Below are 15951 nucleotides of genomic sequence, written 5' to 3' on the forward strand. Positions count from 1 at the left end.
AAAATTATAGCAATCCGCGTGATTTAAAGGGAAATAACCCCTTCTACTGTAGATACTTCCTTGTATTTGGCAATTACCTCGTCAGGACTGTCTAAATGTACAGTAATGGAAATACTGGTATACGTACCTTTTTTAGATTTTTTTGATTCTATGACCGCCCCTGTGTTGTTGAAAATGTTATTTATTTGCTCTATTCGCTCCTCATCCGTAGGCACAATAAATTTGTATAAATAGTTAGATGGCCATTTTGTGGTCTCCAACAATTGTTCTTTAAGCCTAGAATAAAACTCATCGGATTTCTCCTTCTCCATTCTGCTATTTTTTTACAAAGATATGGGTTAGTCTACAATTTTTTTTCCTTCTTCCTATTTCATTACTTTGTGTTTATAAATATTTGTGGTTGAACAACAATAAAGTAGTCATTACAGGAGCACCGGGAACAGGAAAAACATCTATCATAAATGGGTTGGAAGACAAAGGTTATTATTGTTTTCACGAAATTATCAGGGATATGACCTCAAATGCAAAAAAAGAAGGAGAGGCGGAAGCATTTGTATCCAACCCTTTGGTCTTTGTAGAGGATGCTTTACAGTTCAATAAAGATTTACTTTCTGGCAGGGTGCAACACTACAAAAATTCATTAGAATTAGACGTTCCTTTTAGTTTCTTTGATCGTGGTGTTCCGGATGTCCTTGCATATATGGACTTCTTTGATCAAACGTATCAGGAAGAATTTATTTCTGCTTGTGAGGACCATCGCTACGACTCCATATTTATTGTGCCCCCGTGGCAAGAGATTTACATATCTGACAACGAAAGACTGGAAACATTTGATGAGGCAGAGAAAATTCACGAGGCTCTAGTCAACACCTATACTAGGTTTGGGTACGATCCCATTATTGTACCAAAAAACCCAGTTTCTGATCGTATAGCATTTGTTTTGGAAACACTTAATCCTAACTAGTGCAAAAGGAAGCTAAAACCATTTTAAAAGAGTACTGGGGTCATGATGGTTTTAGAGGGTCTCAAAAAGAAATCATTGATACTGTTTCAGATGGGAAAGATGTATTGGCATTAATGCCCACTGGAGGAGGAAAATCTGCTTGCTATCAAATTCCGGCCTTGTTAAAAGATGGTATTTGCATTGTTGTTTCACCTTTAGTTGCTTTAATACAAGACCAAGTAAGTCAGTTAAAAGAAAGAGGTATCAAAGCTCTTGCGCTTACTGGTGGTATTTCTTTTGAGGAGTTAAACGACCTTTTAGATAATTGTCTGTACGGGAATTATAAGTTTTTGTATTTATCTCCTGAACGTCTTCAGCAATCCATAGTTCAGGAAAGAATAATGGAAATGAACATAAATGTTATCGCTATTGACGAGGCACACTGTATCTCTCAATGGGGAAACGATTTTAGACCTGCTTACTTAGATTGTGCCATTCTTAAAGACTTAGCTCCAGATGCCCCTATGATTGCACTCACCGCTACCGCAACACCGAAGGTGGTGGAAGATATTGTTGAAAACCTACGGTTAAATCAGGCTAAAATATTTAAAGATTCCTTTTCTAGGTCAAACATTGTTTTTAAAGTAAAAGAGACAGAAGACAAACGCTATCAGTTAAAAAAATACGTGAGTGCCAACCCTGGAAGTTCAATTGTCTATGTGCGTTCCCGTAAAATGTCTTTGTTTCTTTCTGAGTTTTTGAACAAAAATGGTTTTAAAGCCTCGTTTTTTCATGGTGGGATTTCAAGAGCTGAAAAAGAGCAAAGGTTAGAGCATTGGTTAAAAGAGAAAGTAAATGTTATGGTTGCTACCAACGCTTTTGGGATGGGCGTGGACAAACCTAATGTGCGGCTGGTCGTGCATTATCAAATACCAGATAGTTTAGAGAGTTATTTTCAAGAAGCAGGAAGAGCAGGAAGAGACGGTAATACATCAACAGCTATTCTTCTTACTACAAAAGAAGATGAAGAATTGGCAAAACAACAATTTTTATCCTCTTTGCCAGATGTTGATTTTGTAAAGAAACTATATATGCAGTTGAATAACTATTTTCAGATTTCTTATGGGGAATCAACTGCAGAAACCTTTGCATTAAAATTCAATAAGTTTTGTAAACGATATGAGTTTAATCCTAACATGGCTTATAACGGATTAAGGATTCTTGACCAAAACTCCGTAATTGCATTGTCCGATACTTTTAATGAAAAGACTGCACTCAAATTTGTAGCTTCAAAAGCAGGTATTTTTGAATATCTAAAAAACAATCGTAAAAAGGCTCCTATCATTCAAACCATTCTGCGTACTTATGGAGGAATAACAGATTATGAAACGAAAATAAATCTTCATCTATTATCCAAAAAAACTGGAGTACAAGAAAAAGTCATTAAAAAAATACTGGAACAATTACACAAAGATGGTATTGCAGAGTATAAAAATATCACAAGTGATTTAGAGGTTACTTTTTTAGTGCCTAGAGAGGACGATCGTACCATTAACCTGTTTGCAAAAAAAATTAGAGATTTCAATACTGTAAAACAGGACAATATGACCTCCATGTTGGATTATGTAAAAAACACGAAAGTATGTCGCAGTGTTTTCTTACTAAACTATTTTGGAGAAAAAGCAAAAGATAAATGCGGTACATGCGATATTTGCACAAAAAAGGACAATGTGCCCTCAGGCACATTAAAAGATAGGGTATTTGACCTCTTGAAGACGGCTCCGCATACCTCTAGACAATTAATGCAAATAGTTGAAGGTGAAGAAAAGATAGTACTACAGGTGCTACAAAGATTGTTAGAGGACGAATTAATTATATTGAATCAGAAGAATGAATACATCATCAAAACATAATAATCCTTTACGAATTGTATTTATGGGCACTCCCGACTTTGCAGTGGGAACTCTAAAAAGCATTCTAGACGCTGGCCTTGATGTTGTAGGTGTAATCACAGCTCCGGATAGACCAGCAGGTAGGGGTAGAAAAATTCAAGAATCAGCGGTTAAACAATTTGCGGTTGCACATGATCTAAAAGTATTACAGCCTACAAACCTTAAGGATGAAGGGTTTTTGGATGAACTAAGAAATCTAGGTGCAAATCTTCAGGTAGTGGTTGCTTTTAGAATGCTGCCCAAAGTCGTTTGGCAAATGCCCCAATACGGAACGTTTAACCTTCATGCTTCTCTCCTACCCCAGTATCGTGGTGCGGCTCCAATAAATTGGGCCATCATTAATGGTGAAACAGAAACGGGCGTAACTACATTCTTTATCGATGACAAAATTGATACAGGAAACATTATACTTCAAAAAACCGAAGCAATATATCCGGAAGATAATGTGGGTACACTGCATGATAGGTTAATGGAGCTTGGTGCTAAACTAGTTGTGGAAACCTGTCTGCAAATTGCCAACAATGATTTTTCAACCACTGCACAAAAAGAATTTGATGATTTAAAACCAGCCCACAAAATTCATAAAGAAACCTGCCAAATAAATTGGAACGCTCCATTGAACAAAATACAGGACTTTATAAGAGGCCTGAGTCCTTATCCCGCTGCGTGGACACATTTGATAAATAATGGAAAGGAAGAAGGCATGAAAATTTATAAAACAAAAATGGAACCTTGCGAACATGAGCATCCTATCGGTAATCTTTTTTCAGATAAAAAGACTTTAAAAGTTGCTACAAAAGGAGGATATCTTCAAATTCTTGAATTACAATTACCAGGGAAGCGAAAAATGCAAGTATCTGAAATTCTGAATGGTCTAAATTTTGATAAAACTGCTCATCTTCGCTAAGCCCTTACTATCACTAGGCTTGCAAATGACCCCATTTTTTTTCAACTTTATCAACAAACCTTTCAAGTTATTAACAAAAAGCCCTATTTCCCTTGGTTTTACTTGCGTTAAAAGCAAATCCATATAAATTTGTTTAGCATTAAAATTATATTAACAACAATTAATTTAATTCCATTATGAACAAAACAGAATTAATCGATGCTATGGCAGCCGATGCGGGCATCACTAAGGCAGCAGCCAAAAAAGCATTGGAATCTTTCTTAGGAAATGTAGAGGGATCACTTAAAAAAGGAAACAGAGTTTCTTTAGTAGGTTTTGGTTCTTGGTCAGTATCCAGGAGAAACGCAAGAGATGGTAGAAACCCACAAACGGGACAAACTATCAAGATTGCAGCTAAGAACGTTGTAAAGTTCAAAGCAGGAGCAGAATTGAGCGGCTCTGTAAACTAATCAATTAGATTTTCAGATATATAGAAGCACTTCTTTTAAAAGAAGTGCTTTTTTATTTTAACAAAGTTGTAGTTTTTTGTAATTATCAGATATTATATTACATTTAGAAATAAGAATGTTGCACTATGGTTAGCGATGAACCTAAAAAAGGGAAATTATTGGTTGCGGAACCCACACTAACTGGTGATGTTTCTTTTAATCGGTCTGTAGTCTTACTCGCTGAGCATAACCATGAAGGTTCTGTAGGGTTTATCCTGAATAAACCATTGGATTACAATATATGTGACCTTATTTCTGAGATTACAATTCCCTTCAAAGTTTTCAATGGTGGGCCTGTGGAGCAGGACAACCTATATTTTATTCATAAAGTTCCTGAACTTATTGATGATAGCATCGAAATTTCGGATGGTATTTTCTGGGGAGGTAATTTTGAGAAAACCGTTGAGCTTATCAATAACAAAACCATTTCGGAACAAGATATCCGTTTCTTTTTGGGGTATTCTGGTTGGGACTCTAGCCAGTTAGACCAAGAGCTTTCTTCAAAATCATGGGTAGTAGTGCAAAATGAGTATGAAAGCAGCATCCTAGAAAAATCTTCCAATGCATTTTGGAAGGAGAAAATGGTGGAATTGGGTGGTGATTATTTATTATGGTCCAATGCCCCTGAAAATCCCTCTCTAAACTGATTTAGCCAATTCTAGCTTTGGCATTCAATTTTCCCAAAAGATTTTTTGCAACAGTATTAGTATATTCTTTTTTCCGGTATTTGTATATAGGTCTTATACCCTGAATGCTATTTGTTATAAAAAGTTCATCTGCTTTTTGAAGTTCAAATGGTGATATGGATTCTTCCAACAATTGATAATCCTCAGTAGAGTCAATTATTTCCATTAGTTTTTTTCTAATAATACCATTCAAACAGCCATCATCTAAAGGTGGTGTTTTTATAATATTCCCTTTTATCAAGAAAAGGTTTCCGTTAATGACTTCAACAACCTGTTTATCATTATTGATTAGCAAACAATTATTATATCCATTTTCTTTTGCGTAAACACTTGCCACAACATTAAGTATTTTATTGGTGGTTTTTAAGTTGGAGAGCATGTCTTTGTTCACAAAATAATCTTTGAACAGCTCCACTTCATAACTTACCTCATCGATAAGATAAAACGGAGATTCCAACGAGCTTGTTTCTATAACAAATGAAACTTCATTAGTTGTGGGATTGTACAATCCTCCTTCGTTCCTAAAAACGGTCAATCTAACCCTAGCTGGCTTTGCTTCAAAACCATTTTCAGTGATAGTTTTTATAATCTCTTCTTCAAGAAACTCCAAAGTAAATTCCATAGGGATTTCCATTCTTAGGATCCGCATGGAGGCCATCAACCTAAAATAATGATCTTCCCAAAAAAAGATAGTACCATTAATGCACCTAACAGTTTCAAAAAGAGCATCACCGTACTTTAGTCCCCTATTGTTATAATTGAAAATACTTTTTTCTTCTGAAAAAAGTTTGCCGTTAAAATTGACCATAAAAAAAGCCTTGAAAAAATCAAGGCCAAATATACGTTTTAGTTAAGAACCCTTCTATTTTGATCCAAGTACTTGTTTAAGATCCGATACTTGGTTTTCCCAAAGCATTTTTGCCTCATCCACTTCATCCTCATCAGCAAAATCAGTTATGAACAAAGAAACATCCTTAGTAATTTCGTCTACAATGATGCGCATTTCAAAAAAGCTGTCGTCTTCATTTTCTTCCCAAGAAAACTTAACAAACTCATCACTTTTTCGTTTCAACATCTTTGCATTTTCCTCAGAACCATCCCAAATAAAAGTGAACATTTCACTACGGGAATTTACATTGTCTGCATACCATTCAGATAAACCAGAGGGAGTGGAAATATATTGGTAAAGCAACTGTGGAGAAGCTTGAATAACAAACTCTATTTCAAATTTAATCTTATCACTCATTATAGTGCTCAATTTTTCCTTTCAACATTTGATATAATTCGGGAAGATATAAAAATAAATATCAAATAATAAATTAATTTGAATTTTGATTGAGCAAAAATTAAACTTTATATTTGCACCCGCTTAACGGCACCATGGCGAGGTAGCTCAGGTGGTTAGAGCGCAGGATTCATAACCCTGAGGTCGGGGGTTCAAGTCCCCCTCTCGCTACCATAAACCCTTGAAATTCAAGGGTTTTTTGTTTTATAGGGATTAAACACATTCGTTCCAAAAACCTTAGAGTGCAAAGCAAGGTTATTACGAAAATTGTGCATCTTAAATTACACAACATCTCTGATTCTTAGCTCATTCATTCAACATTTGATAGGAAATGAGAAGTTGAAATCAGTTATTAAAGAACCTCTGTTAAAGCCAAGGTTCTTTAATTACAACTATAGAGGTTTTAATAGTCTAGTCCAAAATGGTTCATTACGGCATGATAGTCATTTGTATCAACGTCTGCATTTTTCATAATTTCCATTTTTAAAGTATAAATTTTATTCAGCTTCAATTTCCTTTTTAGCGCTTGTCTTGTTATAAATTTTTATAAACCCATCTGCCACCTCATGTGCTAAAATCAGTTGATTCTTATTGATTCTTATTGAATTATTAAATGACTCTCCTTTGCCGATATCGAGTATATCTTTATAGCCTTGCCCGGAATAACGCGCCTTAGATTTTGTTAAATGATAGGTTCTGGTGGATTTCAAAGAATCATTTTCATACCTGTTAAACCTACACTCAGGTGTAAATTCTATGACGATTTTCTTCTTTATTGGAAACCCTCGCCCAGTTATACCTCCGCTTGTTTGTACCAACTGCCATTTTCCTATTACTCTTTCTTGAAGTGATTGAGAGAATACTTGGCTATTGAACCCTAGATTTGTTATTAAAAAAATTAGTATTAATATGTTTTTCATATTGCTTCCTCTTTCTGCGAGTAATAACGTTTTAAGAAATTAAGTGGTTTTCTTAAATCAAAGAGAGCCACTTGATCCAACCTTCTTAAATAAGCTTGGCCTCTTTTGAGATAGCAAGACTAACCCCTACGGTATATCCATTTTTTTGGAATGATCCGGTAATTAAAATGCTTTCATTTTGGTATAGCACATTAACATTGGATAAAATGCCAACAATTTCGCCAGTTGAACCGCTTTTCCAATTTAGTTTTACATTTCTTTTGTCAACCTTTCCCTGACTGTCTTGGTGCACATAAATTCTCACCTCGTTGCTTTGGTTATTGTCATTACGTTTTCCTTTAGGGTTGGCCTGAATATAGTCACGACCTTTATAGGCAATAATTATGCTGTTACGAAATGAAAGATCTAAGGAAGAGGCCACATCGCCCTTTTTTGGAGCTTTAAGAATCGTTAATGACCCGGTCATAAAATAGGCTCTTTTATTGCCTAGAACATCTTTCATAATACTTGAAAGATCTATCGGGTCATCTACATTAACCGTTGTCGAGGAGTAACTTAAATTCATCTTTTGAATTTTCAAATCGTTGGCCTTAACTGAAAAGACCATACATACTACTGCGATTGTACTTAAAATTGTTTTCATCATTTTTAGTTTCAAATAATTAATAGTTATGGGGAACTATTTTAATTTGGTAAGACCAGCACCTCAACCCTTCGGTTTTTGGCTCTATTCTTATCACTATCGTTTTCTACCAAAGGTTTAGATTCTCCTAGACCTTTTTCTTTCCATCTAAAGCCAGCTCCAGGTATTAATTTTTTTAACTCGGCAGATACGCTTTTTGCTCTTGCCAAAGACAATCTTTGATTACTCTCGGCACTACCTACATCATCCGTATGGCCTTCTACAATGACACTTCCTTTTTTGAGTACAGAAATACTTTTGGCCAATACTTTTAAAGCATCAATGCCTTCCGGTTTTAATACAGATTTACCCGTGGCAAATAACACTTTGCTATCTAAGTTCAAGCGCATGGCCGCACCAATAGCTGCAATAGCATCAACATCGGCACCTGGTAAACCACTGTCCATTTTTAAATCGGTGAGTCGTACATAGTAAAACAGTTCTCCCTGTTTTACAAAAGGGGCAATGTCAACCTCAGAAACGCCGCCATCAATTTTGCCAACCCTTACCCAAGTTTTACCATCTTTTGAAATTTCTAGGTTAGTCGGCTCAATTTGACCAATTTCAAAAATATAGAGGTCAGGGCCATTGACATTGGTCAAGGCATTATCAATAAATTGAATCGTGAGCGTGCCACCAAGACCCAAACTGTGTATACCAGTTATATCTTCCACATCAAAACCTTTAATTACATCTGGTTCACCTAGCACATTGTTTTTTTGTTGGGTCATTAATTTGGGGTGGTTTGCTTTTACAACCCTATCAGCAAATGAAAGTTTACCTAAAGGCAAATAGACCGCCTTTCTCATATGACCTACATAAGTTTGCCCGGCTTCTTCTCCAAAATATAAATTGGGGTTTAACTGTTTAAATTTTTTCTTGGCAGTTTTTGCCTTTCGCTCAAAATCTTTTTTAAATATCTTGACTGTTTTTCTTTGATGCTCAATGGTACGCTGGTAACGAGGACTGGCCTTTAATTCACCTGAAGCAATTGCCTCTTCTGTTTTCTCCAATTGGGCAAGTAATTCTACTGCTTCCTTGTCGCTATGCAATTGGCCCGATAATTTTCGTAAGGCTTCTATCTTTTCTAGTTCGTCCTCACTGGCCGGTACTTCATTTTTCCCAGCCACATCTTGCATTAAGTAACTTGCTTCTGTAAGGTCCATTTGCTCCATAACGTTGGTACCAGCCAAGGAATCAATCTTTTTTAATTTGGCCATCGTTGCTTCCGGCCCAGATTCTGCCTGTACCAACAGAATGGCTTCCTCTAAGGAAACTCCAGTAGCAGTGTTTTTTGATGCCAATTGTTCTTTAGATATTTTGCCTTTGGCGATGTTACCCTCTTTTGCTAGCCGAGCTTCTTCTCTATTCTTTATGGCTTCCTGGGCAAGAATTTTTAGACTATCTGGGTTATTGATGAGTTTTTCCATTTCCTCTCGTGAAACTCCGCTGTCTTCGAGCAAATCTAAAATGACCTCCATCGAAATCATTTCTTGCAATGAGCCCATACTCCCATCTTCTGAGCTACCGCTCATTTGCAATAGTTTTTTCAGTGCTTCTGTTTCAGGAGAAACATTATTTTCTTCTTTATCACCAGTGTTAAAAAGCCCGCCCAGTTGTTCTAGTGAAACTTCTAAATCCTCAGTTGATGCTTCTGATTGGTTTTCTTCGGAATTGATTCTATTTTCAGAATCGACCTCTGAACTGCTATCTTCTTTGACAGCTTCAGCGCATGAATAAAAAAGAGCAGTTATTGCGACTAATAGGATATAGTTTTTCATTTTTAGTCAATAATTTTAGTTCTACTATAATATTCTACTAGAGCTTTTGCTTGCTCTTTTATTGCTCTGCTTTGCCTACCATCAGGATTTTGAGTTGTATGACATGTCTCCATGGAAGCTACTACTCTTCTCATAGATTCAATATATTCATCAAATTTGGTGTTATATGCTATCTTAAGAGTTCTTACAGCAGGCATTATATTATCATGTAGAATACGTTGCCAAACAATTGCGCTTACTCCATGGACATTAGATCCAGCATTACCCCATGCTATTTTGTTATTTATGTCTTTAATTTCATGGGCATAAAAACTTTGAAGGTATTGAAAGTAGGCATCCCTAACTTGTAGTTTGCTTCTCCATTGCTGAAGACAGCGTGTGCAGGCAATTATATCATCACATAAAATAACAATTTGAGCTTCGTTATTTTGATTTTCCTCATCAAACTCTCGATCACGTTCTGATAGCAAAGCAACTTCTTGTTGGAGTTGCCGAACCTGTCTTCTTAACTGCTCTAACGCTTCACCGGTTTGATCAGAAGGAGGTACTCTTTGATCACCATCAGTAGGTTCACCGGGCATATTTTCACGGTAATCCCTATCAAATTCTTCATTAGCTTCTTTTATTCTTCTTAGAACTTCTGCAGCTTCTTCACCAGTTAATTCTCTAACTCCTGGTGCAGTGTCCATACGAAGAAGAACTGTTTCTAAAGAGGTGTCTCCTGCAACGACCATATCAGCCGCACCTATATTCATTACGGTTTCAACTGGTACTTGGTTAGCTACATTGCTTGTACGATATTCAACAAATACCGCATCTCCATTTGGATTACCAATAGGTACTGATTTCGGTGCATTGGACTGCGCCATTGTATAAGCCGAAAGACACAGCGCAAACCAAAGAACAAGGGTGGTTTTGGATTTTTGTTTTCGAATTAAAAACACCCCTAGCAATACTATAATTAAGGACAGTAACCCAATAATAATATACGTGAGTGTATTGTCATTTTTTTCTGAATTAGTTTCAGCAATGCCCTCATTTTTGAAAGATGTCCCATTCTTATCAGTGTCAGCTATAGTTGCAATACCCAAATTACTTAAATGCCTGTTGTATTCTTCTATATCATCCGTGACTCTAATAAGGCTTTTGGTTGATGGAAATTGCAGTCCTACTTTAACAATAATTAAGTATGGAATACCAGCGACTTTTGAAGACACGCCAATACCGGCAATTCCCATAGTTCTAAATATTTTATCTACGAACTTTTCACCGTCAGTTGAAATTTGTGATTCGACATTATCCCATTTTTCTTTATGAAAACTTAGGTCAATGTTGTGGTTAGGGGCTTTTGAAATAATCCTCACCATCACAGGGGCTTTGACCGAGAGCCCTTTAACCACAAAACGTTGTAAAGAATCAATACCTCCGGTTGTCCATTCCATAGCACCCATATAAGCACCATCATCCAGTTTGGTTAATTTTATTTCATGCGTAACAACTTTTCCAAAGGGGTCTATTAATTGGGTATTTCCTAAATAGCCGAATAGTAAAAATGATAGAATGATTATGATTCTCATTGTTATATTATTTTCTATGTTTCTTGAGTAGGTAATTAGCTAAATCAGTCATTTTCAACCGTAACTCTTCATGTTGTTCTTTAGTACGGTCGTTATTTGCGCTTCTAATACCATAGTTCATTAAAAAAGCTTGGTCATAATGTTCATTGTAAATGAGGAGTCTACCGTGAGCGGGTTGGTATGCTAGATAACAGTCACCTGTTTCCGCTAGTTGTATGTCCATTCCCATAATTTTTAAGCCTTCCCTTTTTCGTTTTAAATAACTCTCGATTTCTTTTTTATTCTGCGCCTTTGCAGTTGGAAAGGGGCCCCATGAGATTCCTGAATCATCACCTAAAGTGTTTTTCCCAAAACCTTTGAGGTTAAAAGCACATTTTCCTTGCCGTGGATATTGCGAGAGGTTAAGGTCTGTTTCAGCTACTTCAAGTACTTGCGCTAGTTCAGAAATATCAATATCACATTTGAAGTCGATTAACAGCGAACTGTAGTCCCCGGACTCTAAGGCCTTGGTATCGGCTTTTACTTCGTTAGTTGGGGCAGAACTTGATATAGTGGACGAGTCTTTTTTATCGCTTTTACAGGCTATGAAAAGCGTAAATATTAATAAAGCAATTATATTTTTCATTTGTTTAGTTTTAAAATGAGTTATTGTAATCAGCGGTTTCAATGCTAAAATTGGTTTCTCTTAGTGATGTGCAAATCATTTTTATTGGTTTGGGATTTTTTTGTGAGTAGTCTATCATTTTCATTTCAAGAGTAAGACCGTCTACCATGCTCACCCATGATTGATCTATACCTTTTAATCGCTTTATTTTCTTTGATTTTAGTTGTGTAAACGCTTTTTGAAATGAAATATCTGCTTCTTGTGTCACCCAAACTGTTCCTGACAGCTGCGGTCCAGTAACTTGAAATTCTTTACATATATACCCTATAATTTCTTTAGACTTACCAGTGGCCGAAATAGTAAACTCATTGCTATTCATTTCAGCGTCTTCGACTTCGTCCAAATCAATTTGTATGGAACTACTTGTTTTACGGTCGCCAAAATCCATAAAGGTGTGTATAGCAGAATTGGGCAAATCCATCACGGTAAAAAACTCTTGGTCTTTACCTGCAGTAAAAGAACTACCCATATATTCATCTTGGTTGGTTAAATAGTAGATGATATCTATAGTTTCCTTTTCACTAATAACTTCCATGATGTATTGATGGGTGAATTTATAAGTGGGTAGTTTTTCTGCTTTTTTCTTTTTAAAAAGCTTGCCTTTATTGTTAAATACAGTATCAAAAGTTTTCTCTGTTTCTTTTGCTGTTTTTTCTTCAACTTTTTGGGCAACTTTGTCTTTAGCTGCTGCTTCAGCTTTTTTTGTTAGTTTTTTCCAAAACTGTGCATTACTAACTATGGAAAAACTTAGTGCTGCAATTAATAGCACCATTTTTATTTTTTTCATACCCCTTACTTTTTATTAAAACTTATCTTTTTAATCACCTTATTTCTATGGATGATTTTTAAAACATAACTACCATCCTTTAAATGGTTGATGTTTAAGTAAATTTGTTTTTCGGGGGAACTATCAAGTGTACCTTTAAGGCTATTATGCTTTTGCTCCATGGCCAACTTGACTTTGAGAAATGCAATTCATAATCGCATTCAAAAGCGAATGTAGTCTGTGGTTTTAGAAAGGGCTATAAAATATGTAACAAGAGCTATAAGTCATGTAACAAGGCTCTAAACAGTAGTATTTGTAGAGTTGTTCAGGTGGATTTTTTTGCTGCCAAGAATTCTGAAGGTGTACAATTATAGGCTTCTTTAAAGCATTTACTAAAATAGGCGTGGTCATTAAATCCTACTGTATAGCCTACCTCTGATATATTAATATCTGAGTTTGTTAGAATTTGAACCGCTAATTTTAGTCGTTGTGATTTTATGAATTCTGAAGCTGAGAGTCCCGTTAAGGCTTTTAGTTTTCTATGCAATTGCATACGACTCATGTTCATGGTTTTACTAAAGTCTTCAATTGTAAAAGTTGATGCTTTGAGCTTTTCACCAAGAATAATTTGAACCCGCTCAAGAAACTTTTCATCAACGGATGTAATTGCAATATCCTTAGGTCTTAAAATAACTTCTTGGCTATATCTTGATTGCAACTTTTTTCTTAGTGCAACCAATGAAGCTGTTTTTGATTTTAGAATTTTTTGATTAAAAGGTTTGGTAATGTAATCATCTGCGCCTGTTTCAATACCAGTTAACTCATTTTCATCACCTGCTTTTGCTGTTAAAAGAATAACGGGAATATGACTGGTGAGTTCATCATTTTTAAGCGTATCGGTAAGCTCAATACCATCTTTTATAGGCATCATTAAATCAGAAATGATGATATCCGGTATTACATCCAAAGCTTTTAAAATACCTTCCTCTCCATTTATCGCTTGTACCACCTCGTATTCTTTTTTAAAGGTATCAGTTAACAAAGTTCTTACGTCTGCATTATCTTCAACAATAAGAAGAATTGGAAGTTCATTGTCTTGCCTTGTTATTTCCTCATGAAGCTCTTTTGTTTCTTGATTAAGGGAAGTAACAATAGGTAAAGGATCAATAGTTTCTCTAATCTCTGCATTTTTAAGTTTTTCTTTCTCTATACATAACGAAACCTCAAATAATGACCACTTATTTACTTCGCTGGTAACACTTATCTTTCCCCCATGTAATTCTGTCAACTCTTTTACTAGAGACAATCCAATTCCAGCGCCTTCATTTTGGCCATCTGTTTGATAAAATCGATTGAAAATTGTTTTGATTTGTTTATTCCCAAGACCTTGGCCTGAATTTCTAACCTTAATCCATAAAAAATTGTTTTCAATAGTTACCTGAAGAAGAATCTCACCCTTCACTGGGGTGTATTTTATAGCATTCCCCAGCAGATTGACAACAATGTTTTCAAGAGCTTCCCGGTCAAACCAAACTTTTTCTTCCTTATTTTGAATATCTGTTTTAAAGTTGATATTCTTTTGTTTGGCGAGATATAAAAATGATTCACACCACGCAGCTATCATTTGGATCGCACTATTCTTCTGCAATAGTAATTTTCGATTTCCACTATCAATTTTTGAAAGCTCTAAAAGCTGGTCTACTAAAGATGAGAGTCTTTTCGTATTTCTCTGGGCTATTTCAAAATGTTTTCTTTTTTCACCTGATAAATCCAATTCTTCCAGGGTTTCCTGTATTGGCGAGGAGATTAACGTTAGCGGAGTTCTAAATTCATGTGAAATATTGGTAAAAAAGTTAGTTTTTAGGGTATCAATTTCACGAAGTTTCGTATTTGTTTTTTGCCGGTTTCGATAGAAAAATAGTGTAAGGATTAAAATTGCGCCCACCAAAAAAAGAGAGAAAATATATTGCGTTCTATTCTTGTTTAAGATTTGATTTTTTAATTCAACTATTTGTAACTTTTCTTGATTCTCTTTGTTTTCTTGCTGACTTTCAATAAAGGCAATGTTATTTTTTTTTGTTTCTAAAGTTGTCTTAATGTCGTTTAATTCTTTTAATAAATTGTACGCTTTGTCTTTATCACCAATGGCCATATAAGATTCTGCCAACTTATCTAGAAGAATTAATTTTCTAGCTTTAAAAAGGTTTTTGTTTTCTATAATCTTTAACGCAGTCTCTCCACTTTGAATGGCGTTTTCATACTGCCCATATTTATTGTAGTAATGCGTAAAATAGGTATATGGTAGACATAAATATATACTGTCGCCGGTTTTTTCAAAAAAATTCTGTGATTTTTTTAGATAATGAAGCGCTTCTTCTTGCTTATTAGTTAGCACATAGGCATATCCAATAGTACCATACAGTACACCTTCTTGATATTTATTCGAATTCTTGTATTCTTCTTCAAGCTGTTTGTATTCTTCTAAAGCCTTGTGGGGGTTATTCAGATTAAATAATTCTATATGCGCTAACTTTAATTTACAAAAGTTAAAAAACCTTTTGGCTTCTATTTTTTTTGCAACATTAAATGCTTTTAGATAGTATATTTTCGCCCGCTCCGGATAGCTTAAATGCTCATAAATCCATCCTATATTGGTCAAAGCATTACAATGAATAGATGTTTCACGAGTAAGCTCAATCTTGCTTATGTGTAAAAGTTGGGTTAAAGCACTCTGATAATCTTCTTTCTTTATATAATACTCCGCCTGTCTGCGTAAGTAAATTGTCTTGTAATAACTGTTATCCATTCTACCTATAAACTCTTTTGCCTTTGCCATATATAGTTTGATAGAATCTTCTTTCTGAGTTTTATAATGGTAGTGCATTAAACTCGTATATGCCAAAAATTCGTTGTCCACATCTTTCTCTGTTTTGGAAAGTGATAGTAGCTTATGATAGCTTGTAAATGACTCTTTGAGGTTTTCCGTTCCAAAAAAAACTTCTCCTTTAAGGAACTGTACAAATAACAAATGAGAGGTATTGTTTTCTTTTTTCGCTTTGCGCTCGTAGTTGTTAAGGAAAGTTATCTTTTCATTAATGCTTGTTAGTAGCTCTAATCGATTATACAATTCTATTTTTGATTCAATACCTCCCAATTTGAGTTCGGAAACCTGCAATACGCTATCAACCTTCTTTTCCGTCTGCGCTTTGGGTGACATCACAATAAGAATATGAAAAAGCAGAACGTAGTATTTCATCATATTGATTTTAGGTAACTAAAAATAGTAAAATAAAGGAGCAT

At 35.3% G+C, this 15951-nt stretch carries 15 protein-coding genes and 1 tRNA gene; 6 read left to right on the forward strand and 10 right to left on the reverse strand.

The window, feature by feature from the left end:
- Window positions 1–23: 23 nt before the first annotated feature.
- Window positions 24–311 carry a DUF493 family protein gene (locus SJY44_RS13095; RefSeq protein WP_298927170.1) on the reverse strand — a complete coding sequence of 96 codons (288 nt, stop codon included), beginning with the start codon at window positions 309–311 and terminating at the stop codon, window positions 24–26.
- 89 nt (window positions 312–400) lie between these two features.
- Here SJY44_RS13095 and SJY44_RS13100 point away from each other — a divergent pair, with 89 nt between their 5' ends.
- The 5 genes from SJY44_RS13100 (at window position 401) to SJY44_RS13120 (ending at window position 4937) form a co-directional block, all read left to right on the forward strand.
- A complete protein-coding gene (locus SJY44_RS13100; RefSeq protein ID WP_298927173.1) occupies window positions 401–964 on the forward strand; it encodes an ATP-binding protein in 564 nt (187 codons plus the stop codon).
- Window positions 964–2856, forward strand: coding sequence for an ATP-dependent DNA helicase RecQ (locus tag SJY44_RS13105; protein WP_396590062.1), 1893 nt, complete (start codon window positions 964–966; stop codon window positions 2854–2856). The genes SJY44_RS13100 and SJY44_RS13105 overlap by 1 nt, the downstream gene beginning before the upstream one ends.
- Window positions 2834–3802, forward strand: a complete 969-nt coding sequence (gene fmt, locus SJY44_RS13110; RefSeq protein WP_396590063.1) for a methionyl-tRNA formyltransferase — start codon at window positions 2834–2836, stop codon at window positions 3800–3802. Before SJY44_RS13105 ends, fmt begins: the two co-directional genes overlap by 23 nt.
- A gap of 176 nt (window positions 3803–3978) precedes the next feature.
- The gene (locus SJY44_RS13115; RefSeq protein ID WP_055392938.1) at window positions 3979–4251 is read left to right on the forward strand and encodes an HU family DNA-binding protein; all 273 of its coding nucleotides are present in this window, start codon (window positions 3979–3981) and stop codon (window positions 4249–4251) included.
- A 125-nt stretch (window positions 4252–4376) separates the two neighbouring features.
- Window positions 4377–4937 (forward strand): YqgE/AlgH family protein, encoded by a 561-nt coding sequence (locus SJY44_RS13120; RefSeq protein WP_298927185.1) that lies wholly within the window; start codon window positions 4377–4379, stop codon window positions 4935–4937.
- 1 nt (window position 4938) lies between these two features.
- Here SJY44_RS13120 and SJY44_RS13125 read toward each other — a convergent pair whose 3' ends face one another.
- Together SJY44_RS13125 and SJY44_RS13130 are read right to left on the reverse strand one after the other, a co-directional pair.
- Window positions 4939–5784 (reverse strand): aminotransferase class IV, encoded by an 846-nt coding sequence (locus SJY44_RS13125; protein ID WP_396590064.1) that lies wholly within the window; start codon window positions 5782–5784, stop codon window positions 4939–4941.
- Between the two features lie 54 nt (window positions 5785–5838).
- Window positions 5839–6222, reverse strand: a complete 384-nt coding sequence (locus tag SJY44_RS13130) for an START-like domain-containing protein (RefSeq protein WP_396590065.1) — start codon at window positions 6220–6222, stop codon at window positions 5839–5841.
- A gap of 136 nt (window positions 6223–6358) precedes the next feature.
- Between SJY44_RS13130 and SJY44_RS13135 the strand changes: the two genes are divergently transcribed.
- Window positions 6359–6435: transfer RNA gene (locus tag SJY44_RS13135), tRNA-Met, on the forward strand.
- A 323-nt stretch (window positions 6436–6758) separates the two neighbouring features.
- Here SJY44_RS13135 and SJY44_RS13140 read toward each other — a convergent pair.
- The 7 genes from SJY44_RS13140 to SJY44_RS13170 all read right to left on the reverse strand — a co-directional run bounded on the left by SJY44_RS13140 (window position 6759) and on the right by SJY44_RS13170 (window position 15310).
- Window positions 6759–7181 carry a hypothetical protein gene (locus SJY44_RS13140; RefSeq protein ID WP_396590066.1) on the reverse strand — a complete coding sequence of 141 codons (423 nt, stop codon included), beginning with the start codon at window positions 7179–7181 and terminating at the stop codon, window positions 6759–6761.
- Window positions 7182–7266: 85 nt separating this feature from the next.
- Window positions 7267–7824 (reverse strand): hypothetical protein, encoded by a 558-nt coding sequence (locus SJY44_RS13145; protein WP_396590067.1) that lies wholly within the window; start codon window positions 7822–7824, stop codon window positions 7267–7269.
- A 41-nt stretch (window positions 7825–7865) separates the two neighbouring features.
- Complete coding sequence (locus SJY44_RS13150) at window positions 7866–9644, reverse strand: OmpA family protein (protein ID WP_396590068.1); 1779 nt, start codon at window positions 9642–9644, stop codon at window positions 7866–7868.
- 2 nt (window positions 9645–9646) lie between these two features.
- Window positions 9647–11221, reverse strand: a complete 1575-nt coding sequence (locus tag SJY44_RS13155; protein WP_396590069.1) for a hypothetical protein — start codon at window positions 11219–11221, stop codon at window positions 9647–9649.
- A gap of 7 nt (window positions 11222–11228) precedes the next feature.
- Window positions 11229–11846 (reverse strand): hypothetical protein, encoded by a 618-nt coding sequence (locus SJY44_RS13160; protein ID WP_396590070.1) that lies wholly within the window; start codon window positions 11844–11846, stop codon window positions 11229–11231.
- Window positions 11847–11856: 10 nt separating this feature from the next.
- Window positions 11857–12672 carry a DUF4412 domain-containing protein gene (locus tag SJY44_RS13165; protein ID WP_396590071.1) on the reverse strand — a complete coding sequence of 272 codons (816 nt, stop codon included), beginning with the start codon at window positions 12670–12672 and terminating at the stop codon, window positions 11857–11859.
- A 304-nt stretch (window positions 12673–12976) separates the two neighbouring features.
- Window positions 12977–15310 (reverse strand): response regulator, encoded by a 2334-nt coding sequence (locus SJY44_RS13170; protein WP_396590072.1) that lies wholly within the window; start codon window positions 15308–15310, stop codon window positions 12977–12979.
- Window positions 15311–15951: the final 641 nt, after the last annotated feature.

Source organism: Allomuricauda sp. R78024 (assembly GCF_044596045.1).
Classification (GTDB): Bacteria; Bacteroidota; Bacteroidia; order Flavobacteriales; family Flavobacteriaceae; genus Flagellimonas.